The organism is Aeromonas sp. R6-1, assembly GCF_040908165.1.
Lineage (GTDB): Bacteria > Pseudomonadota > Gammaproteobacteria > Enterobacterales > Aeromonadaceae > Aeromonas > Aeromonas caviae.
On record NZ_JBFODF010000015.1, the window covers coordinates 253,132 to 279,268 of the forward strand.

The 26,137-nt window shown below is 61.8% G+C and carries 22 protein-coding genes and 1 other annotated feature; of the genes, 15 read left to right on the forward strand and 7 right to left on the reverse strand.

Annotated features, from left to right (window positions below):
• Positions 1-12: 12 nt before the first annotated feature.
• Positions 13-909 (reverse strand): ATP phosphoribosyltransferase, encoded by an 897-nt coding sequence (gene hisG / locus AB5Y68_RS03665; RefSeq protein ID WP_010674694.1) that lies wholly within the window; start codon positions 907-909, stop codon positions 13-15.
• Between the two features lie 28 nt (positions 910-937).
• Positions 938-1,062: a sequence feature (His leader region), on the reverse strand.
• A 190-nt stretch (positions 1,063-1,252) separates the two neighbouring features.
• Here hisG and AB5Y68_RS03670 point away from each other — a divergent pair.
• From AB5Y68_RS03670 to rnd, 7 genes are all read left to right on the forward strand, one after another.
• Positions 1,253-1,498, forward strand: coding sequence for a hypothetical protein (locus tag AB5Y68_RS03670; RefSeq protein WP_039039133.1), 246 nt, complete (start codon positions 1,253-1,255; stop codon positions 1,496-1,498).
• Positions 1,499-1,559: 61 nt separating this feature from the next.
• Entirely contained in the window at positions 1,560-3,479 is a 1,920-nt protein-coding gene (locus tag AB5Y68_RS03675) for an ATP-dependent DNA helicase (RefSeq protein ID WP_039039134.1), read from the forward strand.
• A 97-nt stretch (positions 3,480-3,576) separates the two neighbouring features.
• The gene (tsaB, locus tag AB5Y68_RS03680) at positions 3,577-4,278 is read left to right on the forward strand and encodes a tRNA (adenosine(37)-N6)-threonylcarbamoyltransferase complex dimerization subunit type 1 TsaB (RefSeq protein ID WP_039039135.1); all 702 of its coding nucleotides are present in this window, start codon (positions 3,577-3,579) and stop codon (positions 4,276-4,278) included.
• Between the two features lie 50 nt (positions 4,279-4,328).
• A complete protein-coding gene (locus tag AB5Y68_RS03685) occupies positions 4,329-4,844 on the forward strand; it encodes a Slp family lipoprotein (RefSeq protein WP_039039136.1) in 516 nt (171 codons plus the stop codon).
• A gap of 9 nt (positions 4,845-4,853) precedes the next feature.
• Positions 4,854-5,705, forward strand: coding sequence for an alpha/beta fold hydrolase (locus AB5Y68_RS03690; RefSeq protein ID WP_039039137.1), 852 nt, complete (start codon positions 4,854-4,856; stop codon positions 5,703-5,705).
• A 196-nt stretch (positions 5,706-5,901) separates the two neighbouring features.
• Positions 5,902-7,578 (forward strand): long-chain-fatty-acid--CoA ligase FadD, encoded by a 1,677-nt coding sequence (gene fadD, locus AB5Y68_RS03695; RefSeq protein WP_010674700.1) that lies wholly within the window; start codon positions 5,902-5,904, stop codon positions 7,576-7,578.
• A 98-nt stretch (positions 7,579-7,676) separates the two neighbouring features.
• A complete protein-coding gene (gene rnd / locus AB5Y68_RS03700) occupies positions 7,677-8,789 on the forward strand; it encodes a ribonuclease D (RefSeq protein ID WP_039039174.1) in 1,113 nt (370 codons plus the stop codon).
• 158 nt (positions 8,790-8,947) lie between these two features.
• Here the strand turns inward: rnd and AB5Y68_RS03705 are convergent, their stop codons facing one another.
• From AB5Y68_RS03705 to dusC, 4 genes are all read right to left on the reverse strand, one after another.
• Positions 8,948-9,316 carry a TraR/DksA C4-type zinc finger protein gene (locus AB5Y68_RS03705; protein WP_039039175.1) on the reverse strand — a complete coding sequence of 123 codons (369 nt, stop codon included), beginning with the start codon at positions 9,314-9,316 and terminating at the stop codon, positions 8,948-8,950.
• Between the two features lie 81 nt (positions 9,317-9,397).
• The gene (locus AB5Y68_RS03710) at positions 9,398-10,363 is read right to left on the reverse strand and encodes a DMT family transporter (protein WP_039039138.1); all 966 of its coding nucleotides are present in this window, start codon (positions 10,361-10,363) and stop codon (positions 9,398-9,400) included.
• A gap of 74 nt (positions 10,364-10,437) precedes the next feature.
• Entirely contained in the window at positions 10,438-11,265 is an 828-nt protein-coding gene (locus AB5Y68_RS03715; RefSeq protein WP_039039139.1) for an AraC family transcriptional regulator, read from the reverse strand.
• A 56-nt stretch (positions 11,266-11,321) separates the two neighbouring features.
• A complete protein-coding gene (gene dusC, locus AB5Y68_RS03720; protein WP_039039140.1) occupies positions 11,322-12,266 on the reverse strand; it encodes a tRNA dihydrouridine(16) synthase DusC in 945 nt (314 codons plus the stop codon).
• A 177-nt stretch (positions 12,267-12,443) separates the two neighbouring features.
• Between dusC and AB5Y68_RS03725 the strand changes: the two genes are divergently transcribed.
• From AB5Y68_RS03725 to AB5Y68_RS03740, 4 genes are all read left to right on the forward strand, one after another.
• On the forward strand, positions 12,444-12,821 hold the full coding sequence (locus tag AB5Y68_RS03725) for a YbaN family protein (protein WP_039039141.1): 378 nt from the start codon (positions 12,444-12,446) through the stop codon (positions 12,819-12,821).
• 132 nt (positions 12,822-12,953) lie between these two features.
• A complete protein-coding gene (apt, locus tag AB5Y68_RS03730; RefSeq protein WP_010674707.1) occupies positions 12,954-13,499 on the forward strand; it encodes an adenine phosphoribosyltransferase in 546 nt (181 codons plus the stop codon).
• A gap of 177 nt (positions 13,500-13,676) precedes the next feature.
• Entirely contained in the window at positions 13,677-16,154 is a 2,478-nt protein-coding gene (gene dnaX, locus AB5Y68_RS03735; protein WP_039039142.1) for a DNA polymerase III subunit gamma/tau, read from the forward strand.
• Between the two features lie 124 nt (positions 16,155-16,278).
• On the forward strand, positions 16,279-16,608 hold the full coding sequence (locus AB5Y68_RS03740) for a YbaB/EbfC family nucleoid-associated protein (RefSeq protein WP_005301028.1): 330 nt from the start codon (positions 16,279-16,281) through the stop codon (positions 16,606-16,608).
• Positions 16,609-16,719: 111 nt separating this feature from the next.
• On the opposite strand, the gene AB5Y68_RS03745 is transcribed toward AB5Y68_RS03740, so the two are convergent.
• Positions 16,720-17,646, reverse strand: a complete 927-nt coding sequence (locus AB5Y68_RS03745) for a LysR family transcriptional regulator (protein ID WP_039039143.1) — start codon at positions 17,644-17,646, stop codon at positions 16,720-16,722.
• Positions 17,647-17,764: 118 nt separating this feature from the next.
• Here AB5Y68_RS03745 and AB5Y68_RS03750 point away from each other — a divergent pair, with 118 nt between their 5' ends.
• Positions 17,765-18,646 (forward strand): pirin family protein, encoded by an 882-nt coding sequence (locus AB5Y68_RS03750; RefSeq protein WP_039039144.1) that lies wholly within the window; start codon positions 17,765-17,767, stop codon positions 18,644-18,646.
• A 58-nt stretch (positions 18,647-18,704) separates the two neighbouring features.
• On the opposite strand, the gene AB5Y68_RS03755 is transcribed toward AB5Y68_RS03750, so the two are convergent.
• The gene (locus AB5Y68_RS03755; protein ID WP_010674712.1) at positions 18,705-20,027 is read right to left on the reverse strand and encodes a YjiH family protein; all 1,323 of its coding nucleotides are present in this window, start codon (positions 20,025-20,027) and stop codon (positions 18,705-18,707) included.
• 406 nt (positions 20,028-20,433) lie between these two features.
• Here AB5Y68_RS03755 and AB5Y68_RS03760 point away from each other — a divergent pair, with 406 nt between their 5' ends.
• The 3 genes from AB5Y68_RS03760 (at position 20,434) to hrpA (ending at position 26,099) form a co-directional block, all read left to right on the forward strand.
• Entirely contained in the window at positions 20,434-21,504 is a 1,071-nt protein-coding gene (locus tag AB5Y68_RS03760) for a helix-turn-helix transcriptional regulator (protein ID WP_039039145.1), read from the forward strand.
• A gap of 83 nt (positions 21,505-21,587) precedes the next feature.
• Positions 21,588-22,010, forward strand: coding sequence for a CBS domain-containing protein (locus tag AB5Y68_RS03765; RefSeq protein WP_010674714.1), 423 nt, complete (start codon positions 21,588-21,590; stop codon positions 22,008-22,010).
• Between the two features lie 189 nt (positions 22,011-22,199).
• Positions 22,200-26,099 carry an ATP-dependent RNA helicase HrpA gene (gene hrpA / locus AB5Y68_RS03770; protein ID WP_368206919.1) on the forward strand — a complete coding sequence of 1,300 codons (3,900 nt, stop codon included), beginning with the start codon at positions 22,200-22,202 and terminating at the stop codon, positions 26,097-26,099.
• Positions 26,100-26,137: the final 38 nt, after the last annotated feature.

Sequence of the window (26,137 nt, forward strand, 5' to 3'; positions counted from 1 at the left end):
CATCATCTCGGCTTATTCCATCATCTTTTCAATGGGCAGCACCAGGATGGAGCTGGCACCCAGGGCCTTGAGCTGTTCCATGGTCTCCCAGAACAGGGTTTCGCTGGAGACGACGTGCAGGGCCACCTGGTTGGTGTCACCGGCGAGCTGCATGATGGTGGGACGCTCCGCCCCCGGCAGCAGATCGGTGATGGCATCGAGCTTGTCTTTGGGGGCGTGCAGCATGATGTATTTGCTTTCGCGCGCCTGCTGCATCCCCTGGATGCGGGGCAGCAGCTTGTCGATGAGTTTCTGCTTGGCATCGTTCAGGGGGTTGGGGGCCTGCACCAGTACTGCCTTGGAACGGTAGATCACCTCGACCTCTTTCAGGCCGTTGGCTTCCAGGGTTGCGCCGGTGGAGACCAGATCGCAGATGGCATCGGCCAGACCCGCGCGGGGGGCCACTTCCACCGAGCCGCCCAGCATCACGCTCTTGAAGCCCAGGCCCTTCTCGTCGAAGAAGCGCTTGAGCAGACCGGGGTAGGAGGTGGCGATGCGCTTGCCAGCCAGGCTCTCGGGTCCTGTGTAGTTGACATCGTCCGGCACCGCCAGAGAGAGGCGGCAGCCGCCGAAGTCGAGCTGCTTGAGGGTCTTCACCGCAAAGGGCTGCCCCTGGGCTGCGCGGATGAGCTGCACCTCTTCGAGAACGTTCTCGCCGATGATGCCAAGATCGACCACCCCTTCCATCACCAGACCCGGGATGTCGTCATCACGCACCCGCAGAATGTCGATGGGCATGTTCTCGACATGGGCGATGAGGCGCTGTTCCCGCAGGTTGATCTTGAGGCCGCAGCTCTTGAAGAGGGCCTGGGAATCCTGGCTCAGACGACCGGATTTTTGCATGGCGATGCGCAGACGTTGTGTTTCCATTGCTCGATTTCCTTCTAGTCAAAAACGAAAAAACCCTCGGAAGTATGTGCTTCCGAGGGTTCATGAATCTTGCGGTCCTTTTGGAAGTCACCAGTTAAGTGTCTTCCAGCAGTCAACCTCCTGAAAGACTATTCGGGATGATGATGGTGATGATGAGTCTTCAGGGTGTTGAACTTCATGATGTAATCAATCCTTTACAAATCAGATGCCGTTGTTGACGCCCGGTTTAAACTACCTGCCTTGACAGAAAATGCAACCGAAAAATGTGATCAGGACGATTAAAGTTGAGAAAACGATTTTCTGGTCGATAACTAGACAATGAGATGCAAAAGGAGGCGACATCATGCCCAGCCAGGACCTGTTATTTCCCATCCTGCCCCGTGCACCCTCGACACCGAGCCCGGATGACATCAAGCGGGAAGTAACCCAGATCAGCCAGAAACATCAGCTGCGCAAGATAGGCACCGACAATGGCGGCGGTGGCCAGCATCACCAGCAGAGAGAGCAGCCGCCAAAGCCTGATCAACCAGCGGTGCAGAATGATGATCACAAACCGGATCCGGACCACCGGATTGATCTCTTCGTCTGAACGCATTATCAGTCCCGCTTTTTCCGCGCTTTTGGCATAATGCCCGCTTTTGCAGCGGGACATGCCTTTGACCATCATCCAGACCCTGTTCAAGCCAGACGGCCCCCTGGCCCGCCATATTGACGGCTTCAAGGCCCGTGCCCCGCAACTGGAGATGGCCGAGGCGGTGTCCCGTGCCATCAAGCAAGGTGGCCGCTTGCTGGTGGAGGCTGGAACGGGCACTGGCAAAACCTATGCCTATCTGGTGCCTGCGCTGGAATCCGGCAAGCGGGTGGTGATCAGCACCGGGTCCAAGAATCTGCAAGAGCAGCTCTTCTATCGGGATCTGCCCACCATCACGGGGGCGCTTCACTACACCCCGCCGGTGGCACTGCTCAAGGGGCGCAGCAATTACCTCTGCATCGAGCGGATGAACCGGCTGTTGAGTGAATCCCATCTGCAAAAGCCCGAGATCCTGAGCGATCTCGTGAAGGTCAAATCCTGGTCGACCGCTACCGACAACGGCGATGTGGGGGATATCCCGGGGCTACAGGAGAACGCCGAGATCCTTGCCCACGTCACCAGCACCAACGACAACTGCCTGGGTCGCGACTGCCCCTATTACGATGATTGTCACCTGGTCATCGCCCGGCGCCGTGCCATGGACGCCCAGGTGGTGGTGATCAACCACCATCTCTTTTTCGCCGACATGGCGGTCAAAGACACCGGCTTTGGCGAGCTGGTGCCTGAGGCGCAGGTCTATGTCTTCGACGAGGCGCACCAGCTGCCCGAGATCGCCAGCCACTACTTCGGCAAGTCCGTGGGCAGCCGCACCATCCAGGATTTGGCGCAGGATATCCAGCTCGCCTACCGGGCAGAGGCTCATGACATGGCCCAGCTTGGCAAGGCGGCGGACAGGCTTGCCATTGCCAGTCAGGATCTGCGCCTTGCCTTCGGCGTGGAGGGGGGGCGCGGCAATACCCGGGATCTGCTGAGACAATCCCTCTGGGCCCAGGCGCTGGCCCGCCTCAACGATGCCATCGGGCTCTGTTATGAAGTGCTGAAACTGGCGCTCGGGCGAGGGGAGCAGCTGGATCACTGTTTCGAGCGCATCAGCGAGCTGCGTACTCGCCTTGGGGAGGTGCTGGCGGTCAACCAGACCGGTTTCTCCTACTGGTATGACTGTTCGCGTCTGCACTTTACCCTCAATCTGACGCCGCTGTCGGTCGCCGAGCGCTTCGGTGCCGAGGTGCAGCGCCCCGAGGTGGCCTGGATCTTCACCTCGGCCACCTTGACGGTGGACAATCGCTTCGCCCACTTCGTCGCCGAGATGGGGCTGGCCGGCAGCGCCGAACTCATTCTCGACAGTCCGTTCGATTACGCCGAGCAGGCGCGCCTGTGCGTACCCCGTTTCTTGCCAGAGCCCAATGCCTTCGGGCGCGGGGAGCAGCTGGCGACCCTGATGATCCCCCTCATCAACAAGACGCCAGGGGGGTGCTTCTTCCTCTGCACCAGCCATCAGGTGATGCGCCAGGTGGCTGAGGTGCTACGCCGGGAAATCGGCCGCACCGTCCTGCTGCAAGGGGAAGACAACAAGCAGCGGCTGCTCAAGACCTTCGTGGAGAACGGTCGGGCCGTGCTGGTAGCCACCAGCAGTTTCTGGGAGGGGATAGACGTGCGGGGGGCGGCATTGTCCTGTGTTATCATCGACAAGCTGCCCTTTGCGAGCCCGGACGATCCCCAGCTCAAGGCACGGGTGGAGGATTGCAAGCTCAAGGGGGGAGATCCCTTTGCCGAGCTGCAGTTGCCCAAGGCGGTGATTGCCCTCAAGCAGGGGGTGGGGCGGCTCATCCGTGATCGCAGTGATCACGGCGTACTGGTTATTTGTGATCCTCGGGTGGTCAACAAGCCCTATGGCGCCACCTTCATCAAGAGCCTGCCTGCCATTCCACGGACCCGGGAGCTGGCGACCCTGGGAGAATTTTTCGGACCACGGGAGTGAGTCCGCCGCGCCGGGGCTGATTGCCCCCGGCCATGCATGACGGCAGGCCTTGGCCATGCTGACGATTTAACTGACTGATGTGAAGAGAATAAAAAGAATGGATGAGTTGAAGATCCTGGCCGTGGATACCGCCACCGAAGCCTGCTCCGCAGCCCTCTTGGTGGGCGATACCCTCTACTCCCGCTGGGAAGAGGCGCCCCGTGACCATACCCGCAAGATCCTGCCCATGGTTCAGGCTCTGTTGGATGAAGCCGGTCTATCGTTGGATGAGCTCGACGCCATCGCCTTCGGTCGTGGGCCTGGCTCCTTCACCGGGGTACGGATCGGGATCAGCGTGGCCCAGGGGCTCGCCTTTGGTGCCGGCGTGCCGATGATCGGTGTCTCCACCCTGGCGGCCATGGCCCAGGGGGCCCATAAGCTGGAAGGGGCCGAGCAGGTGCTTGCCGCCATCGATGCGCGCATGGACGAGGTCTATTTCGGCCACTACGCCTTGGTGGACGGGGTGATGACGCTGGTGGGCGAGGAGGTGGTGAGCGAGCCAGCCGCACTGGTGCAGGCCCGTGACAAACTGACTGGCGCGGTGAGCTGCGTTGGCACCGGTTTTGAAACCTATGGTGAGGCCCTGGGCGGCCTGGCAGATGTGCTGATGGCAAGCCAGGTGCGTTTCCCGGCGGCCGCCGACATGCTGCCTCTGGCACGCCAGGCCTGGTTTGCGGGTGAGGCGGTGCCGGTTGAGCAAGCCACCCCTGTCTATCTGCGTGACAAGGTGACCTGGAAGAAACTGCCGGGTCGCGAATAAACGGCAGCGGCTGCCCCGGGCTGCTTTGTCGGACGATGAAGGAGAGACGAATGAGAAAATCCGTGATCATGCTGGGATTGGTGGGGCTGCTGCTGGGCGGTTGCAGCACGGTTCCCAAAGAGCTTGCCTATGAGCCTGCGGATCAGCTGGTGGCCTATCAACCCGCCCTGCAGGGGATGGAAGGCAAGCCGGCCCGCTGGAGCGGTGTCATCTCGGCGGTCCACAACAAGGCGGATCAGAGTGTCATCGAGGTGGTCTATCTGCCCCTCAAGTCCAACGGGGTGCCGGAGCAGACCGAGCAGAGCCCCGGTCGTTTTCTCGCCATCATGCAGGGGTTTGTCGACCCGACCCTCTATGCCAAGGGTCGCAGCCTGACGGTGCTCGGCACCCTCGACAAGCCGGTGGACAGCCAGATTGGCGAGCACAAGTATCGCTTCTCGGTACTCAAGGTGACGGGGAGCAAGCTGTGGCCACCGGTGAAGGAGGTGGAGATCCGCTACATGGATCCCTACTTTTACGATCCTTTCTATGATCCCTTCTGGCCCAGACGGCCCCTGCGCCGCTGAGGAGCCCGGATGACGGCGATATTGCAGGAGCGCAGGCTGCGCCTGGCGGACGGGCGGCACATCGCCCTGCTGGACAATGGTCAGGAGGGCAGACCGCTGCTGGTGGCCCTCCATGGCTGGCTCGACAACGGTGCCAGCTTTTTGCCTCTGGCCCCCTGGCTGGGGGCGTTTCATCTGGTCTGCGTCGATCTGCCGGGCCATGGTCACTCCGATCACAAGTCGACTCCCTATGTCTTCGTGGACTGGCTGGATGATCTCTACCAGATCACCCAGGCCGCGGGCTGGCAGCGTTTCATCCTGCTTGGTCACTCCCTGGGGGCGCTGATTGCCTCTGCCTATGCTGGCGTTTTTCCCGAGCAAATCGAGCGGCTCATTCTGCTGGAGGGGCTCGGCCCCTTGAGCCAGCCCGACGAGGAGGTACCGGGGCAGCTGCGCCGCGCCATCCTCAACCGCACTCGTACCCGTGAGCGTGCAACCAGTGGATTTGCCACCCTCGAGGAGGCGGTGGCTGCCCGCTGCAAGGTGGCGGACATCCCCCCGAGTGCGGCACGCCTTATCTGCGAGCGACAACTGGAGGCACGGGCAGGGCGTTGGTATTGGCGCAGTGATCCCCGTCTTCGCGATCTCTCGCCCCTGCGCATGAGCGAGGGGCAGGCCCAGGCCCTGATCCGGGCCATCGCCTGTCCGGTGCTCTTTATCCGGGGAGAGCAGGGCTTCCCCGGGCTCCTGGCACAGTGGCAGTTGCGGGAGGCGGCCTTTGGCCACATTGAACGGGTGACAGTGGCAGGAGGCCATCATTTTCATATGGAAAATTCATCAGAAACCGCCGTTTATATCGAAAACTTCGCTCAAATCCGGTAGGATCGGCGGCTTTGAATCATGTCAGGTTTGCTTTCTCCCTCACATTTCCCTTTGTTAATTCACTGTTAATTGATGTTGTCTTATGTAAATATGTGCGGCATTAGAGCATGAGCTTAAAACAACTGATTGAAATGGATGTGACAGGGACGGAGGCAACACAGTGAGCGCACAGGTGCGAGTTATGCAGGAGAAGTTCGTGGAAAGAGTCTGGCTGAAGCGTTATCCAGAAGGGGTGCCCGCCGAGATCAATCCAGACCAATACGGCTCTCTGGTCGAGATGTTTGAAGAGTCGGTGAACCAGTTCGCCGATCAACCCGCCTTCGTCAACATGGGGCAGACCATTACCTACCGCCGGCTGGAAGAGCAGTCCCGAGCCTTCGCCGCCTACCTGCAAAACGAGCTGAAGCTCGGCAAGGGGGACAGGGTGGCCGTGATGATGCCGAACCTGCTGCAATACCCCATCGCGGTATTCGGCATCCTGCGGGCCGGCATGACGGTGGTGAACGTCAACCCCCTCTATACCCCGCGCGAGCTGGAGCATCAGTTGAAAGACTCCGGCGCCAAGGCCATCGTCATCGTCTCCAACTTTGCCCACACCCTGGAAAAAGTGGTGTATGACACCCCGGTCAAGCATGTGATCCTGACCCGGATGGGAGACAACCTGGGGCTGGCCAAGGGGACCCTGGTCAACTTCGTGGTCAAATACGTCAAGAAGCTGGTGCCCAAGTACAACCTGCCCCATGCCAGCACCATGCGCCAGGCCCTCGCCAAGGGGCGCTACCTGCAGTACATCAAACCCGAGATCAGCAACCAGGACATCGCCTTCCTGCAATACACTGGCGGGACCACCGGCCTCTCCAAGGGGGCCATGCTGACTCATCGCAACATGATCGCCAACGTCGAGCAGTGCCTCGGTGTCTATGGCCCCGTGCTGGAGCGCGGCAAGGAGTTTGTGGTCACGGCGCTGCCGCTCTATCACGTCTTCGCCCTGACGGTGAACTGCCTGCTGTTCATGCGTCTGGGGGGCTACAACCTGCTCATCAGCAACCCCCGCGACATCCCGGGGTTTGTCAAAGAGATCAAGAAGTATCCTTTCACCTGCATCACAGGGGTGAACACCCTGTTCAACGCCCTGGTCAACAACGACGAGTTCAAGGGCATGGATTTTGCCAAGCTCAAGCTCACCATCGGTGGCGGCATGGCGGTGCAACGGGCGGTGGCCGAGCAGTGGAAGGGGCTGACCGGCACTCCGCTGCTGGAGGGCTATGGCCTGACCGAGTGCTCGCCCCTGGTGAGCGTCTGCCCCTATGATCTGGTGGATTACAACGGCTCCATCGGTCTGCCGGTCTGCTCCACCGAGATCCGTCTGGTGGATGACGAGGGGAACCAGGTCACCGAACGGGGTGCCCCCGGCGAGATGCAGGTACGCGGTCCTCAGGTGATGACCGGCTACTGGCAGCGCCCGGAGGCGACCGCCGAGGTGATGCAGGATGGCTGGCTCTGCACCGGCGACATCGCGGTATGCGACGAGCAGGGTTTCTTCAAGATTGTCGATCGCAAGAAGGACATGATCCTGGTCTCCGGCTTCAACGTCTACCCGAACGAGATAGAAGACGTGGTAGCCCTGCATCCCAAGGTGCTGGAGGTGGCCGCCGTCGGCGTACCCAACCCGGTGTCCGGCGAGCAGGTGAAGATCTTCGTGGTCAAGAAAGATGCAAAGCTGGCGGAAGAGGAGATAATTGCCCACTGCCGCAAACATCTGACTGCCTATAAGGTGCCGAAACTGGTAGAATTTCGCGACGAACTTCCCAAGACCAACGTGGGCAAGATCCTGCGCCGCGTGCTGCGCGACGAGGAGATTGCCAAGCAGTAACCGGCATGCACTGCTTTGCAGTCCAGCGCTGTCGTTATGCAAAACCGTGGGACATCCACGGTTTTTTCTTTCTGGATCCGACCAACGTGCAGGCAACGATGCAATATCAACTCATTTCACAGCAAGCCGAACTGGATCAGTATCTCGCTTCTCTGGCCGACGTTCCCCTGGCCATCGATACCGAATTCGTTCGCACCCGTACCTACTATCCCCAGCTCGGTCTGTTCCAGATCTACGATGGCAAGCAGCTTGCCCTGCTCGATCCCCTGACCCTGGATCTCTCCGGTTTGTGGCAGCGCCTCGGTCGGGCCGGACAGATTGCCATCCTGCACGCCTCCGGTGAGGATCTGGAACTCATCCAGCATCAGGCGGGTCACCTGCCCAACCAGATGCACGATACCCAGCTGGCGGCAGCCTTCCTGGGCCATGGCGTGTCGGTGGGGTTTGGCGCCCTGGTCAACGAATTCCTCGGGGTCGAGCTTGAGAAGGATCAGGCCCGTACCGACTGGCTGGCGCGCCCCCTTACCCCTCGTCAGCTGGAATATGCCGCGGCGGATGTCTTCTACCTCATGCCCCTCTACGAGAAGGTGATGGCCAGACTGCGCGAGAGCGGCAAGTTCCCCTGGTTCGAGCAGGAGTGCCAGAACCACTCCGCCCGCAAGACCCAGGGCAGCGATCCCCGTCAGGCCTACCTCGAGATAGTCAACGCCTGGCAACTGGGTCGCCGTGAGCTGGCCATCCTGCGCGAGCTGGCCGCCTGGCGCCAGCAGGAAGCGGTACGCCGGGATCTCGCCCTCAACTTCGTGGTCAAAGAGCTGCACCTGTTCAAGGTGGCGGAGCGTCGTCCCGCTTCCCTTCGGGATCTCAACGAGCTGGGCCTCTCGCCCATCGAGATCAAGATCCACGGCAAGCGGATGCTGGACATCGTCGCCGCCGCCCAGCAGAGCGATCCTGCGAGCTGGCCCGATCCCATCCGCCGCTTGGTGGACTTCCCCCAGTACAAGGCCGAGCTCAAGCGCATCAAGGCCATGGTGGAGGAGAAGGCCAAGGCCAGCAACATTCCACCGGAGCTGGTGGCGAGCAAGAAGATCATCCACCAGTACTTCACCTGGAGCTGGCGCATGAGTGCCGAGGAGCGGGCCAGGGCGGACAAGCCCATGCTGCTGCAAGGGTGGCGTCATGAGCTGGTAGGCCACCTGCTGGCACAGTGACGAGTACGCAGTACGAGAAGGGGAGTCCATGACTCCCTTTTTTCATGCCTGTGCGGCTGCCCCCGGGGGTTGCCGGGATCGTCGCGCCAGGGGGTTGGTCATGATGGGAAGCGAGTAGGGGTGGAGGAGGAAAATGGCGGGCACAAAGGGTGCCCCCATCAGAGTTCGTGAGCGTGGAATCCCTTGCGGTAGCGGGCCTCACAGCGCGGGCAGCGTTGCAGGGTCGGATCCTGTTCCAGCTGTTCAGGGAGCAGCGGCTCCTCACAATCGGAGCAGAAGCCATAGAGCCCCAGATCCATCTGGCAGAGCGCTGCGTCCAGCCGCTTGAGGCGTGCCACGCTGTGTTCCACCCCGGGCAGATCGAGACGGCTGGTCAGATCAACCAGTTGATCCCGCTCGCAGCGCTCCACCTTCTGTGCCCAGTCATCTTGTCGACAGGCCTTGAGCTGACGGATCAGCTCCTCTCTTGTTTGCGCCCAGTCGGTCAGAAGGCGCTGATGCCATTCGGCCAACCGGGCTTGCGTCACTTCACACACAGCAGCCCCCAAAAACGAGTGATAAAACTCGGCCAGTATAGGGAAACCCGCGGTTTATCAAGATGACATGAGTCAAGTTAACCGTGCTTTGACGGGTTTTTCCGGCAGGTGCTGCGGCTTGCCGGTGATGACGTAGAGCACCCCCGCCACCAGACAGACGACACCTACCAGGGTACTCGTGGGGGGCATGATCCCGCGCAGCATAAAAGCGTACAAGAGCCCCGCCAGAGTCTCGAACACGATGAGCGGCCCGACCAGCACGGTCGGCAGGCGCTGGCTCGCCTCGTTCCAGCACAGGGTGCCGAGCCAGGAGCAGAAGAGCCCCACCGCCCCCATCAGCAGCATGAAGCGCAGGGGCGTCGGCCCGAAGGGCAGGGGAAAGTCCGGTGCGCTCAGGGCAAGATGGCCGAGGCTGCCGAGATAGGCAATGAGCGCTACCGGCAGGGTCACCAGCCCCTGGGCGGTGGCCCAGACGGCCGGACTGCGGCCCGGGTGCTCGCGCAGCCAGCGGGCGTTGCGCAGGGGATACCAGGTCCAGCACAGCACGGCGCCCACCGCCAGGGCGAGCCCAAGCAGTTGTTCGGTGCGCGCCTCGGTGTGCCAGGTGAGCTCGGCGCTGTTGACCAGATAGAGGCCGGCCCCCATCAGCACCAGGGACGGGTAGAGCCGGGTGCGGGAGAGGCGACCGTCCCGTGCGCCATAGAGGCGGTTGGCGGCCAGGGCCGTCACCACCGGCAGGGTGCCGATAAACATGGCCGCCAGGGGCGAGCCGATGCGCAAGATGGCCCCCGACAGGCAGAAGTAGTAGAGGAGGTTCCCCACCAGAGTGAGGGCGAGGGCCTCTCGCCAGTCGCTGGCTGAGAGGGCCGCCAGGTGCTTGCGGGCCTGCCAGGCGAGCGGCAGCACGATGAGGCCGAAGGCGAGGTAGCGGCCGCTCGCGAGCAGGGCGGGGGGATAGCCGTCCACCAAGAGGGGGGCGACGAAGATGAGCCCCCACATCAGGCCGGCCAGCAGGGCAAACAGGACTCCGATCAACATGTTTCATATCCGGTAAAGAAGAAGGAGGCCAGCCTAGCAGGGGGGAAGGGGGGCGTATTGAACCAGATTGCGCTTTAGCGGCCAGCCTGCACCTGTTTCTGGTAGCGGACCGGGGTGGTGCCATAGCGGCGCAGGAAGGCACGGTTGAGGTGGGACTGATCGGCCAGACCACAGGCGGCGGCCACCTCGGCTGCGGGCAGGCCGGCGGCCAGCCACCCCTTGGCGCGCTGCAGGCGGATTGCCATCAACATCTGCTGGGGGGTGACGTGAAAGCGGGCCTTGAAGCTGCGCTGGAAGTGGTAGGGGCTGAGGTTCACTGCACCGGCCAGCTCGGCCAGGGTCATGGGGCGAGCGAAACAGGCCTGCATATAGTCGATGGCGCGGCCCAGAGGGTGGGCCGCTTCGCGCGGGGCCGCCAGGGCCCGGGCATGGGGGCGCAGGGTCTCGCACACCCTTAGCAGCAGGCCGTCGGCGGCGAGCTCGCTGTCACAGTGCCAGAGGGCATCCAGGGCCGCCTGCAGGACGGGGGCAGTGCGCGGATCGCTTCGCACGGCATCGGTGAAATGCCAGTCGCGCTCGCCGCTGATGGCCTCGAGCCGATCGGCGGGCAGGTAGAGCATGCGATAGCGCCACCCTTGCTCGCAGGCTGACTCGCCCGTGTGCAGCTCATCGGGGTTCATCAGCACCAGGCTGCCGGGACCGGCCAGGAGCTGGCTGCCGCGATAGCGAAAGCGCTCGGCACCGCACTCAATGACACCGAGGCCAAACCCCTCGTGACTATGGGGATCGAAGATGTGGTGCTGGATGTGGGCGCGATAGAGCTCGGTCGCAGGCTGCCCCGGCAGGGCGCGAAAATCGGCCCTGTCGTGCTGATGGGTAAAGTTGACCGGCACTCCCTGCATCCTGACCTCCTGTCAATGAGCCTTCATCATAGGGCGCCGCGGGGCGGCGGCCAAGTCTAGGCCTGTGAGGCGCACTCGTGCTCAAGGGCGGCGCGGATCTCCTCTGCGGTCTTGATGGTGCGGATGCGACGAAACAGCTCGTCGGCCTGGGGGTATTCCCGCACTATGTAGGAGAACCACTGCTTGATGCGGCTCGGGTAGTAGTCGGCCTTGTCGCTCGCCAGATCCTGCTCGGTGTAGGTCACCATCAGTTGCAGTACCTCGGCCCAGCTCATGTGGGCACACCCCGTCTTCATCACGTTGGCCAAGTTGGGGAGGGAGATGGCGCCCCGGCCCACCATGAGGGCATCGCAACCTGACACCCGGGCACAGGTCAGGGCATCGGCATGGTTCCAGATCTCGCCGTTGGCGGTGACGGGGATGGGCAGGGCGCGGCGGATGGCGTCCACGTACTCCCAGTGGGCCGGCGCCTTGTAGCCTTCGCGCTTGGTGCGGGCATGCACCGCCAGCTCGTTGGCGCCCCCCTGATAGACGGCCTGGGCGTTGTCCAGATAGAGATCCTTGTCATCGTATCCCAGGCGGATCTTGGCGCTCACCGGCAGGTGGGCAGGCACGGCCTCCCGCACCGCCTTGACGATGCGATAGACGGTCTCGGGCTCCTTGAGCAGCACGGCACCCCCCTTGCTCTTGTTGACCGTGGGGGCTGGGCAGCCGAAGTTGAGATCGACCCCGGGAGAGCCGAGCTCGATGGCCCGGATGGCATTTTCTGCCAGCCACTCCGGATGCTGTCCCAGCAGTTGCACCCGTACCGGGGTCCCCGCACGGGTCTTGCCATCCTGTTTCAACTCGGGGCAGAGGCGATGGAAGACCTTGGCGGGCAGCAGTTGATCGACCACCCGGATGAATTCACTGACGCAGAGGTCGTAATCATTGACGGAGGTGAGGACCTCCCGCATCAGGTGATCCAGCACCCCCTGCATGGGGGCCAAAATAACGCGCATAGCTGCTTCCGAAGACAAGGGGAGAAAAAAGAGCGCAGATTGTAGTGGCAATGGCCGGGATTGTCAGCCGTCTGCCCACTCGATGGCCCCCATCGACGGCCGCCGACTGGGCCAGGCTGTCAGCTTCCGGGCCAACTCTGTTAGGCTAAAGGCAGTGATACATGCAGAGGAGTACCCATGAAACGCTGGTGTCTGATGGCCCTGGGCTGGCTTGCCTTCGCCACCGGGATAGTCGGGATAGTCCTGCCCCTGCTGCCGACAACCCCCTTCATGTTGCTGGCGGCGGCGCTGTTTGCGCGCTCCTCCCCCCGCTTTCATGGCTGGTTGCTGGCGCATCCCTGGTTTGGCCCCCCCATCCTCGACTGGCAGCAGTATCGCGGCATTCGCCGTCACGCCAGACGCCGCGCCATCATCTTCATCCTGATCTCGTTCTCGGTATCGTTGTTGGTGGTGCCGTTGCCTTGGGTGAGGTGGCTGCTGGTTGTCATAATGGTGATCCTGCTCACCTGGTTGATGCGTCTGCCGGTGCTGGAGCCGGTTGCAATGAAGAAGTGAAATCCCTAAGCTATCGCGGCAATAATGCTATGGAGTTGGCTCGTCATTTTTGCGTGACGGGCCTTTTTATTGCCCCCAGGCGGAGACCCCGTGCGCCGCCATGGCAGGGCTCAAAAAATAAGCGGTCAAATAATGAATCCGGAAACCCTGAAGTTTATCGAAGCGAGCATCAAGACCATTCCCGACTATCCGAAGCCGGGCATTCTGTTTCGCGACATCACCAGCCTGATCGAGAATGCCGAGGCCTTCAAGGCCACCATCGATCTGCTGGCCGATCATTACCGTGATCAAGGCATCACCAAGATTGTCGGCACCGAGGCCCGTGGCTTCATCTTCGGCGCCCCGGTTGCCTACGCCATGGGGCTGGGGTTCGTGCCGGTGCGCAAGCCGGGCAAGCTGCCCCGCGCCGTCATCGAGGAGTCCTACGCCCTGGAGTACGGCACCGACACCCTGCAACTGCACACCGATGCCATCGTGCCCGGTGACAAGGTGCTGGTGGTGGACGATCTGCTGGCCACCGGCGGCACCGTCGATGCCACCGTCAAGCTCATCCGCCGCGCCGGCGGTGAGGTAGCGGATGCCGCTTTCATCATCTCCCTGCCGTCCCTGGGCGGTGATGCCCGCCTGACCGCCGCCGGCGTCAAGGTGGTCTCTCTGGTGGAACTCGCGGGGGCGTAAATCGCCCCTTCGCGCGGCAGGCCTCGTCACCCTGCTTTCTGCCGCAAACCGGTGCCTGAACGGGCACCGGTTTGAAATTCAAGCGATCCCTCCCAAGGCGGCGCATCCCCCATACAGCCAGCCCTCCATTTGTGTTAGCATCCAGCCTCAATGCCTCGTTTCCCAGCATCGAGATCTATGAGCTATCAGGTTTTGGCGCGCAAATGGCGCCCCCATACGTTTGAACAAGTGGTCGGCCAGCAACATGTGCTGACTGCCCTGACCAATGCCCTGGATCAGGGGCGGCTTCACCATGCCTACCTGCTGAGCGGGACCCGCGGGGTGGGCAAGACCACCATCGCCCGCATCCTGGCCAAGAGCCTCAACTGCGAGCAGGGGATCAGCAGCCATCCGTGCGGTGTGTGCGATACCTGCCGCGAGATCGATCAGGGCAATTTCGTCGATCTGCTGGAAATCGATGCGGCGTCCCGCACCAAGGTGGAAGACACCCGAGAGCTGCTCGACAATGTCCAGTACCGTCCGGCCCGTGGTCGTTTCAAGGTGTACCTCATCGATGAAGTGCACATGCTGTCGCGCCACAGCTTCAATGCGCTGCTCAAAACCCTGGAAGAGCCGCCCCCCTATGTGAAATTCCTGCTGGCCACCACGGATCCGCAGAAGCTGCCGATCACCATCCTCTCGCGCTGCCTGCAGTTTCATCTGAAGAGTCTGGATCAGACCCAGATCGCCAGGCAGCTCGAATGGGTGCTGGATCAGGAGGGGCAACCCTTCGAGCCTCGCGCCCTGCTGGCCCTGGCCAAGGCGGCCGATGGCAGCATGCGCGATGCCCTGAGCCTCACCGATCAGGCGTTGGCCCACGGCAACGGTAGCGTGCGCCTGGAGAGCGTGCTCACCATGCTGGGGACCCTCGATCATCACCACCTGCACCAGTTGCTGGAGGCGGTGCTGCGCCAGGATGCCCCGGCCACCATGGCCAAGATCACCGAGATTGCTACCCTGGGGCCGGATTTCGACCAGCTTCACGCCGAGCTGGAAGCCTTGCTCCATCGGGTGGCCATGGCGCAACTGCTGCCTGCGAGCGTGCAGGAGCAGGGGGCGGATGCCGATGCCTTGCTGCAGCTCGCCGGAGCCATGAGCCCGGAAGAGGTGCAGCTCTGCTATCAAATCGTGCTGGGGGGGCGCAAGGATCTGCCCTGGGCCCCTGACGGGCGCACCGCACTGGAGATGACCTGTCTGCGGATGCTGGCCTTCTCTCCCCGGCGCGAGGTGGTTCATCCCGCCAACCTGGCGGCCCAGCCTCTCATGACAGGGCACTCCGGCGTGATGGCGGCTGCGAGGGAAAGCGCGCCGCTCCTGCCGGGAAAGCCCCAGGGGGCTGAGCCGGCCCCGGCTGCCAGCGCAGCACCACAGGCTCCCGCCGCGCCAGCATCGGTCCTTGCGGCCGAGCACGTCGCCCCCGCACCCAAGGCGGAAGAGGGCGCAGTGCTGGATCCGCTCTTTGCCGAGCAGGATGAGCTGCTGCGCGAGGCCGAACGGATGGGCTACGAGGCCGCGGTGCCCGCCAGTCCGCCTGCAGAGCCTGCCTCTGCGCCGTTGGCGGCGGATGACACCGGGCTGACGCAGCAGGTTGAGGTCCAAGGGGAAGACGTCGCCATCTCTTCGACCTCCAGCATGCAGAGCCTGCTTGGCAAGCGCAATCTGCTGCGAAGCCGCCTGCGTGGCGAGCAGAGTGCAAACGCCGCGCCTGCCCGGGTCACTCCCGTCAAACCGGTGGCCGCGACCAAACCGGCCCCGATGCCTGCCGTCGCGACTTCGCCCCAGGCCGAGGTGCAACCAGCGGCGCGGCCCGAGATGCCGGGGCAGGGACCTGCCTTGCAAACAGGGTATGACGACCTGCCCCCTCTCGATGCCTATGAAGAGGGGGCCAGTGACTACGAAGAGTATCTGAGTCAGGGGTTTGACGAGGGGTTTGCCAGTGCCCCGTTGCCCACGCGGGCAGTGACTTCCGCCCAGCCAGCTCCCGCCACCATGGCTCCTCCTTCGCAGGAGGATCTGCCGCCCTGGGATCTGGGCGCTGACGTCGGCAGCGCGGATGCGGCGGCACCTGCTGTTGCCGCTATGGTGCCTGCCGCGCCTCCAGTGGTCGCCAGCGAGCCTCAGCCCGCCATTGCGTTGATGGAGACCATCGACTGGGATGCGCTGGAAAGCGACGAACAACCCGAGGAGGAGGGGGAGGTCGCCCGTCTGATCCCCTCGTCCTTGCTGGTCAATTGCGGGGACGCCTGGGCCGAGCTCATCGCCCGCACTGGGGTGGGTGGTCGGCTGCGTCAACTGGCCATCAACGCGGTGATGACCCGGGAAGGCAATCGGGTCTCCCTGCTGCTCAAACCCGAGCAGCGCCATCTGGTGAGCGACAAGGCCCGCGCCGATCTGGCCGAGCTCATCGGTCCCGAGCTGGGCGGCCCGGTTCACATCGATGTGACCCTGGGCTCGGATCCCGCGCGGGAGACGCCGCTCGAGATAGAGCACCGTCTCTATCTCGGGGTGCGTGAACAGGTGAGCCGGGATCTGGCGGCGGATCCCAACGTACAATTCTTGCAGCAGCGTTTCGGCGCCGTGCTCCATCCCGAGAGCATCGAACCACTGAGTCGCTGAATTGCGGTGAAAAAACCGTGCCGGGGTTTGTCCCCGGTTGAAAAGACTTTTGGCTGCCCCCACTTAGGGCAGATGAACCCACAGCCCGGCGCTGGATGCCGGATTTCAAGACGAGAGACGATCTATGTTTGGTAAAGGTGGAATGGGTAACCTGATGAAACAGGCCCAACAGATGCAAGAGCGCATGCAGAAGATGCAAGAGCAGCTGGCCCAGATGGAAGTGGTCGGCGAGGCGGGAGCAGGCATGGTCAAGGTGACCATGGCCGGCAGCCACAGCGTGCGTCGTATCGAGATCGATCCCAGCCTGATGGAAGATGACAAGGAGATGCTGGAAGATCTGGTCGCCGCCGCCGTCAATGACGCAGTGCGCCGCGTGGAAGAGCAGAACAAGGCCAAGATGGGCGAGCTGACCGGCGGCATGCAATTGCCCCCGGGCTTCAAAATGCCCTTCTGAGGATCCTGCCCGTATCCGTTTCCCCTCCTCTGGGAAGGGGAAAAATGAAAAGGCCAGAGCCAAGCTCTGGCCTTTTGCATGTCAGCACACCCGGGAACGGCCATGCACAGATCATGGCGGGGGCGGCGTACTTGCCTGCCCCAGGGGGGAGAAGCCCTCGACCAGATGATCGATGAGGGCGCGGATGGCAGGCAGCAGACCGCGGCGTGAGGGGAAGACCGCGTGGATCACCTCCTGGCGCGGTGCCCAATCGGGGAGCAGACGCACCAGCCGGCCATCGGCCAGGGGCTCATTCATCATCATGGTGGGCAGTTGCACGACCCCGAGCCCGTCGATCGCCCCCTGACGCAATGTCTGCATGTCGGTGGTGGCAAAGCGGGGGTTGTGGTGCTGTTTGACTCGGGCCCCATCGGGGCCCAGCAGGGTCCAGTGATGGCCTTCCAGGCTGGCGCCATGACCGAGGCTCGGCCATGACAGCAGATCTGCGGGGGCCCGGGGCATGCCGAGTGACGCGACAAGGGCCGGGCTTGCCACCAGACACTGGGTTGCATAACCCAGCACCCGCATGGCGAGATCGCTGTCCTCCAGGGGCAGTGGCCGCACCCTGAGCGCCATGTCCAACCCCTCCGCGACCAGATCCACCGCCCGGTTGACCCCGACGAGCTGCACCTTGACGCTGGGATGGGCCAGGGCGAAAGAGACCAGCATCCTCCCTACGTGGGCGTGCAGCAGATCGATGGGGCAGGCGATGCGCACCAGACCGCAAGGCTCGCTCTGGGTCGCGGCGATGAGATCCTGCGCCGCATCGGCTTCCACCAGCATGGCCCGGCAACGGGTGTAATAAGCCTGCCCGAGTTCGGTGACGGTGAAGCTGCGGGTGGAACGCTGGATAAGACGCACCCCGAGTCGCTCCTCCAGCATGGCGATGCGGCGGCTGAGCCTGGATTTGGGCATGCCGAGGGCCCTGCCGGCCTGGGCAAAGCCCCCGTGATCCACCACCTGGACATAGAAATAGAGGTCGTTGAGATCCTGTTGCATGGGGTTATCGTTCACAAAATAGGACGCTGATGGCAAATTTTACGTCTACCGGACGCAGCGTTCCAGACTCACAATGCGAGCAACGGCACATCCCGTGACGATCACCCAGGAGAGCATCATGAAAAGAGTCATCGGTATTTACAGCGCCCCTCGACAACACTGGGTCGGCGACGGATTCCCGGTTCGCTCGCTGTTCTCGTATCAGACCCATGGCCGCGCCTTGAGCCCCTTCCTGCTGCTGGACAGGGCTGGCCCGGCACATTTCGAGCCCGCCGATCATGCCAGGGGCGTGGGGGAACACCCGCACCGTGGTTTTGAGACGGTCACCATCGTCTATGAAGGGGAGGTCGCCCATCGCGACTCGACCGGCCAGGGGGGGATCATCGGTCCGGGAGACGTGCAGTGGATGACGGCCGCCGCCGGCATCATGCACGACGAGTTCCACTCTCAGGGGTTCACCCGTCGTGGTGGCACCCTCGACATGGTGCAGCTGTGGGTCAACCTGCCCGCCAAACACAAGATGTCGACGCCCGGTTATCAGGGCATCACCAGCGACACCATCCCGCAACTGAGCCTCAAGGAGGGCGATGTGCGGGTGCGCATCATCGCCGGGAACGATGCCGGGTTGCAACAAGGCGAGGTAGAGGGGCCAGCCCGAACCTTCTCGCCCATGAACATCTGGGATCTGCGGCTCAAGGGCGGGGCCAGCGTGGTGCTGCCGGCGGTAGCGGGATGGAACAGCGCCTTGGTGGTGCTCAAGGGCTCTCTCTTGATCAACGGTCAGGAGCGCGCGGGCGAAGCACAACTGGTGCTGCTCGATCCCAACGGGGAGGAGTTCATGCTGGAGGCGGAGGGCGAGGCCAGCTTGTTGCTGCTAAGTGGCGAGCCCATCGATGAACCCATCGTGGGTTATGGTCCCTTTGTCATGAACAGCGAGGCAGAGATCCATCAGGCGATAGATGATTTCAACAGCGGCCGGTTCGCCGTCATCGCCCCCTGAGACAATCCCGATAAAAACAAAGCGCCTGATGGCGCTTTGTTTTTTTTATGAGCCTTGGTCAACCGAGCCAGCCGAGGGCCAGCGCCAGCCTGCCGCACAAGGCGGCCAGCAGGATGCCAAGCAGGGTGCGCAGCAGCCAGATCACCACCAACTGTCCCACGCTCACCGGGATCCGGGTGGCCAGGATGCAGGGGATGGAGGCAGAGAAGAAGAGCACCGAGCTGACCGAAACCACGGCCGCGACATAGCGCACCAGCAGGTCGGCATCCTTGAGCAGGATGGCGGGCAGGAACATCTCGGCCAGACCGGCAGAGAGGGCCTTGGCGGTGGCGAGCGGCTCGCCGAGATCCAGCAGCCAGGTCAGTGGCCAGAGCAGCCAGCCCAGCAGATCGAACAGGGGAGTGTGCTTTGCCAGCAGCAGGCCCAGCAGACCGACGGACAGTATGGTGGGCACCACGGCAGCGGCCATGTGAAGACCGTCCCTGAGGTTGTCCTTCAATTGCCGCAGCAGGGGATCAGCCTGGTGGGACTGGGTCAGGCCGCAGGTGAGGGCCGCCTGCCAGCGGCTCATGCCAGCCGGTAGCGGCTCGTCGGTCTCCCCATGGTGAGCCAGGCGGCTGATGGGAGGAACACGCGCCAGGATGGCGGTGATGACGAAAGTGATCACCAGGGTGGACCAGAAGTAGAAGTTCCAGTGTCCCATCAGGTTGAGGGTCTTGGCCACGATGATCATGAAGGCGGCCGAGACGGTGGAGAAGCCGGTGGCGATGATGACGGCTTCTCGCACCGTGTACTTGCCCGCGAGGAAGACCCTGTTGGTGATGAGCAGGCCCACCGAGTAGCTGCCGACGAAAGAGGCGACGGCATCGATGGCGGAGTGACCCGGCGTGCGCCACAGGGGGCGCATCACAGGTTGCATCAGCACCCCGATGAATTCCAGCAGGCCGAAACCGAGCAGGAAGGTCAGGGCCATGGCGCCGATAGGCACGATGAGACCCACAGACATGGCCAGTTTATCGAACAGGAAGGGGAGGCGATCCGGGGTCATCAACCAGGCAGGGCCCCAGTCTGTGACATACAAAATGGCCAGGGCCAGCCCGAGCAGCTTGAACAGGCTCAATACCCTGTCGATGGGACGGGCGCGCCAGCGGCCATCCAGCAAGGGGGTGATGGCGCCATAGGCGATGAGCAAGAGAATGAGGGTCAGGGCAAGGGGGCGCTGGGCAATCAGAAAGCCGGCCAGGTGATCCACCACTATGGTGCTGCGCCCGCCAAGCTCGAAGGGAACAAAAAAGATGGCGATGCCAAGCAGACTGGCCAGCAGCAGCTTGATGCCGGCCCCTGATCCTGCCGGTGCAGTGAGCGTGTGTTCAGGTTCCATTTTCTCTCCTTGTTATCCGCATGGTTCAATTCCATTGAGGGGATGATTTGTATATACAATATCGTCCGGCGCTCAAAATGGAAACACCAAAGTCACCAAAATGCAACATGTGAATCGGTGTGGATGCAGATGACCCCAAGGTTGAAAAGCGTGATCTTGGGGGGAAGAGGGGCCGGGATGGCGAGTGGGTGGTGAGGCATCAAGAGGCAAAACAGGAAAGTAAGCGACCAGCGCCAGGAAAAACATGAGCGGCTATTTACCCTTTCTGGTCATATTCATTCATGAGCCTATATTCATGACTATTTATGAATAAATCATAAACCCTTTGTTCATTTGACTACTTTTCGGCTATACCATTGCAGAGTAAGATGCCTCTTCAATAAAAATAAGAATTAGGAGTTCGGGTGTGAAGGCATTAGAGAAAGAAAGGATATCGCCCTATATCAGCCAGTTATACGAGTGCGGTATTAATGATTCTGACATTAAGCTCGTCGTGGACCAATTTCGCGCCGACGTTTCCTGCAGTTCATCCCTGTTTTTATTGCGGGATGATGACAAGAGCGACGGAATAAAGCTTTTTTCCAGCGGTCTGACCGAGGCCCAGCAGCAGTTTTACCTGCAACATCATCGCCAGGATGTGTGGTTCAACCATTACCTGGATAAAGGGTGCAAGGGGATTGTCAGCGCCAACAGCATTTCAAGCTCGGTGGGCCTGCTGGCAAGTTTCGGCGCCCAATTCGCCGCCGGCGGCGTCTGCCAGGTGAAAGGGAGGGGGCTGAGCGGCCTGTGCAGTTACCGTGGTGCAGCGCAAGATGATTTCAGTAGTCGCGACCTCACCTCGCTCTCTGAAATCTATTCCGGACTGGCGGCCTGGAGCCACCATTATTGGAACTTGCTGGCCCTGGAAACCCAGAACTATCAGTTGCAACAGCTGGTGAAAAACCATAATAAGCCCAGCGCCATCATAGACGACAAGGGGCATATTCATTATTCCAATGTGGCCTTCAACCGTATCGCCGATGAAAATGTGGAATTGCGGGCCATCAATGGCATTTTCTCTTTGCAGAATAAGGAGCAGCAACGCCAGCTCAAGGAGATCCTCAATGGCTTTGCCTATTTGCTGCCCGGCGCCAGCGCCTATATGTCCATTCCCCGTCAGCCTAACCTGCGTCCGCTGCTGGTCCAATGCACCCTGATGAGCGGACTCAGCCGCTTTGAACGCTATGTGGAAGTGGTGCTGCGTGACCCCGAGCACGCCTTCAACCCCGACATCGAAGCGCTGGCCAGCCTCTATCCCCTCACCATTGGCGAGAAGGAGCTGCTGGTGCTGATGAGCAAGGGTTACAGCAGCAACGACATCGCGGAGCTGCGCGGTGTCAAGGTGGAAACCGTGCGCTCCACCCTGAAAGGGGTGTTCAAGAAGACCGACTGCCACAGCCAGAACGAGCTCTTGCTCTTGCTGCAATCCATCTCCTGATCCATGCGGACTATGCTTGGAGTGAGCCGGACATAGTGCCCGGCTCTTGCCTCCCCTCGGGAGGCTCGTTGGGGGAAAGCGTCATGGAATCACTCAAGGCAAAGGACTACATGCAGACCAAGCCCATCACCTTCAGCGCAGAGATGATGGTACAGGCGGCGGTGGAAAAATTTCTCAACAGTCATCAGTTGGGCGGCCCCGTAGTGGACAGCCAGGGACATCTGATTGGCTGGGTCTCCGAGCAGGATTGCATCGCCGTCATGTTGAAAGAGGCCTACCACTGTGAACAGGTGGCCCAGGTCAGGGATGTGATGCGCAAGGAGGTGCTGGCAGTCGGCCCCGACACCAGCATCCTGGATCTGGCGGAGATGATGATGGGTCAAAAGCCCAAGATCTATCCTGTGGTGGAGGAGGGGCGCCTGCTCGGGGTCATCAACCGCCACAATGTGATGCAGGCCATCCACGCCCAGCTTGGCACCTGTTTCGTGCATCAGGCCAGAGTCTGAGCGGTGTTGTCTGGTTGTTTTCAAAGAGCAGGCTCCGGCCTGCTCTTTTCATCCGTGACGGTCATGACGCCTCCGGCTTGATGTGCTGGCGCGGCGCTTTAAGGCTTGCACCGCCCAGCCTCGCTCTTTAGGATCTCCCCCAGCTATCGATATGGCCCTTGATGGGCACTCTTTTAAGGAATTCGTACCTTGTCTCTCTCTATCGAGGCGCTGCGCCGCCGTCTTACCGCCTGCATGAATCTCGACGCCCGCCGTCTCTCCAGTCGACTGCACGGGGTCAAGAAGCTGCCGGAAGCCAAGCAGGCTGCCGTGCTCGAGACCATCGCCGCTGACCTGGATGTGGCACAGGCGCGCTATCAGTCCCGTCTGGCGGGCGTGCCCAAGGTCACCTATCCGGACAATCTGCCAGTCAGCCAGAAGCAGGGGGAGATCGCCAAAGCCATTGAAGAGCATCAAGTGGTGATCATCGCCGGCGAAACCGGTTCGGGCAAAACCACCCAGATCCCCAAGATCTGTCTGGCGCTCGGGCGTGGGGTCAAGGGCTTCATCGGCCACACCCAGCCGCGCCGTCTGGCGGCCCGTACCGTCGCAGCCCGCATCGCCGAGGAGATGGAGTCCGAGCTTGGCCACTACGTGGGTTACAAGGTGCGCTTTACCGATCAGGTGAGCGAGCAGACCCACATCAAGCTGATGACCGACGGTATCCTGCTGGCGGAGATCCAGAACGACCGGATGCTCACCCAGTACGACACCATCATCATCGATGAGGCCCACGAGCGCAGCCTCAACATCGACTTCATCCTGGGCTATCTCAAGCAACTGCTGCCCAAACGCCCCGATCTCAAGGTGATCATCACCTCGGCCACTATCGACCCGCAACGTTTCTCCCGGCATTTCAACAAGGCGCCGGTGATCGAGGTCTCTGGCCGCACCTACCCGGTGGAGGTGCGCTACCGCCCGCTAGTCAGTGATAAAAGCGAAGGGCTGGAAGAGCGTGACGAGCTGCAGGGGATCTTCGATGCGGTAGAAGAGCTGGCACGCGAGGGGCTCGAGGACATCCTCATCTTCATGAACGGCGAGCGGGAGATCCGCGATACCGCCGATGCCCTGCGCAAGCTCAACCTGCGCGATACCGAGGTACTGCCGCTCTACGCCCGCCTCTCCAACGCCGAGCAGAACAAGGTGTTTCAGCAACATGCCGGGCGGCGCATCGTGCTGGCCACCAACGTGGCGGAGACCTCGCTGACGGTGCCGGGCATTCGCTACGTCATCGATCCGGGCACCGCCCGCATCAGCCGCTACTCCTGGCGCACCAAGGTGCAGCGCCTGCCCATCGAGCCGATCTCCCAGGCCAGCGCCAACCAGCGTAAAGGGCGTTGCGGTCGGGTGGCGGATGGTATCTGTATCCGCCTCTACTCCGAGGAGGATTTCAACGGCCGTCCGGCCTTTACCGACCCCGAGATCCTGCGCACCAACCTGGCATCGGTCATCCTGCAGATGCTGGCGCTCGGCCTTGGCAACATGGAGGCCTTCCCGTTCGTCGAGCCACCGGAGTCGCGCCATATCAAGGACGGCCTGACCCTCTTGAAAGAGCTGGAGGCGGTGCGCGAGCTGCCCGCCACCGGCGATCACGAAGCCAAACTGCAGCTGACCGAGATCGGTCGCCAGCTCTCGCGCATTCCCCTTGATCCGCGTCTGGCCAAGATGGTGATCAGTGCGGCGCAGACCGGCTGCCTGAGCGAGGTAATGGTGATCACCGCCGCCCTCAGCATTCAGGATCCCCGCGAGCGGCCCATGGAGAAAAAGCAGGCCGCCGACGAGCAGCACAGACGCTTTGAAGACAAGGATTCCGACTTCCTCGCTTTTGTTAACCTCTGGACCTATCTGAAAGAGCAGCAGGATCTCCTTGGCAGCAACCCGTTCCGCCGCATGTGCCAGAAGGAGTTTCTCTCCTACCTGCGGGTGCGCGAGTGGCAGGACATTCACTTCCAGCTGCGTCAGACGGTGAAAGAGCTGGGTTTTAAAGCCAACCAGGAACCGGCAGACTTCAAGACGGTGCACTGTGCGCTCTTGACCGGTCTTTTGAGCCATATCGGCAACAAGGATCTGGAAAAGCCCGAGTTCCTCGGGGCCCGCAATGGCCGCTTCCACCTCTTCCCGGCCTCGGGCCTGTTCAAGAAGCCGCCCAAGTGGGTGATGGCCGCCGAGCTGGTGGAGACCTCGCGCCTCTACGCCCGCATCAACGCCAAGATTGAACCGGAGTGGGTGGAGCCGCTGGCGGGGCACCTCATCAAGCTGCACCACAGCGACCCTCACTGGTCGAAGAAAAACGGTGCCGTGATGGCCAAGGAGAAGGTGACCCTCTATGGTCTGACTTTAGTCAACGAGCGCACCATCAACTTCAGCCGTATCGATCCGGCGCTGTGCCGCGAGCTGTTTATCCGCCGCGCCTTGGTGGAGGGGGATTTCGAGACCCGTCACCGCTTCTTCAGCGATAACCGCAAGCTCCTGGCCGAGGTGGAGGCGCTGGAGCACAAATCCCGTCGGCGCGACATCCTGGTGGATGACGAGGACTTGTTCCGCTTCTATGATGCCCGTTTGCCGGAGGAGGTGATATCAAGCCGTCACTTCGACAAGTGGTGGAAAGAGGCGCAAAAGCAGGATCCCGAGCTGCTCAACTTCGAAAAAGAGATGCTGATGAAGGGGGATGCGGCACACATCAGCGATCTCGACTACCCCAACTTCTGGCAGCAGGGGCGCCTCAAGCTCAAGCTGACCTATCAGTTCGAGCCGGGGGAGGCCGCCGATGGCGTGACCCTGCATATCCCGCTGCCACTCCTGAATCAGGTGGAGGTGAAGGGGTTCGAGTGGCTGATCCCGGGGCTGCGTCACGAGCTGTTGGTGGCCCTTATCAAGTCGATGCCAAAGCCGATGCGCAAGAACTTCGTGCCTGCGCCGAACTATGCCGATGCGCTGCTCGCCAGCATCAACCCTGAACAGGGGCCGCTCTTGGACGAGATGGAGCGTCAGCTGCGCCGCATGACCGGTGTGACCGTGCCCCGTGAATCCTGGGACTGGTCTGCGGTGCCCGATCACCTGAAACTCACCTTCCGTGTGGTGGACGACAAGCACAAGAAGGTGGCGGAAGGCAAGGATCTGGAGGCATTGAAAGAGTCCCTGCGTGGCAAGGTGCAGGAGACCCTGTCGCAAGTGGCGGACGATGACATCGAGCAGTCTGGCCTCACCCTGTGGAGCTTTGGCGAGCTGCCCCAGGAGTACAGTCAGAAGCGGGGCGGTTTCGAGGTGAAAGCCTATCCGGCGTTGGTTGATCAGAAGGATTCGGTCGCCATCCAGCTGGTGGAGAGTCCGGTGGTGCAGCAGCAGCTGATGTGGGCTGGCCAGCGTCGGCTGGTGCTGCTCAACGTGCCATCTCCCATCAAGTACCTGCAGGAAAAGCTGCCCAACAAGGCCAAGCTGGGGCTCTATTTCAACCCCTTTGGCAAGGTGGCCGAGCTGATTGACGACTGCATCGCCTGTGGCTGTGACAAGCTGATTGAGCAGCACGGCGGCATGGCGTGGGACGAAGCCGGTTTCGAGGCGCTCAAGGAGTTTGTCCGCGCCGAGCTCAACGATGCGGTGGTGGAGGTTGCCAAACAGGTGGAAGCCGTGCTGACCCTCTCCCATGAGATCAAGAAACGGCTCAAGGGCAAGATGCAGCTCGACACCGCCTTTGCCATGTCGGACATCCAGCAGCAGCTCGGCAACCTCATCCACAAGGGCTTTGTCACCGAGACCGGCTGGCAACGGCTGCCTGACTTGCTGCGCTACCTGCGGGCCATCGAGCGGCGCCTCGAGAAGCTGGCCATCGATCCCAACCGGGATCGGGTCTACATGCTCAAGGTGCACAGCGTGGAGTCGGAGTACAAGGCACTGCTCGCCAAGATCCCCAAATCCCAGCTTATTCCCACCGAGGTGGCCAATATTCGCTGGATGATCGAGGAGCTGCGAGTCTCCTTCTTCGCCCAGCAACTGGGGACGCCATACCCCATCTCGGATAAACGGGTGCAGAGCGCCATTGCCCAGTGCTAAGCTGCTATCTATCTGTTTTCTGAGCCATAGTGTGAAAG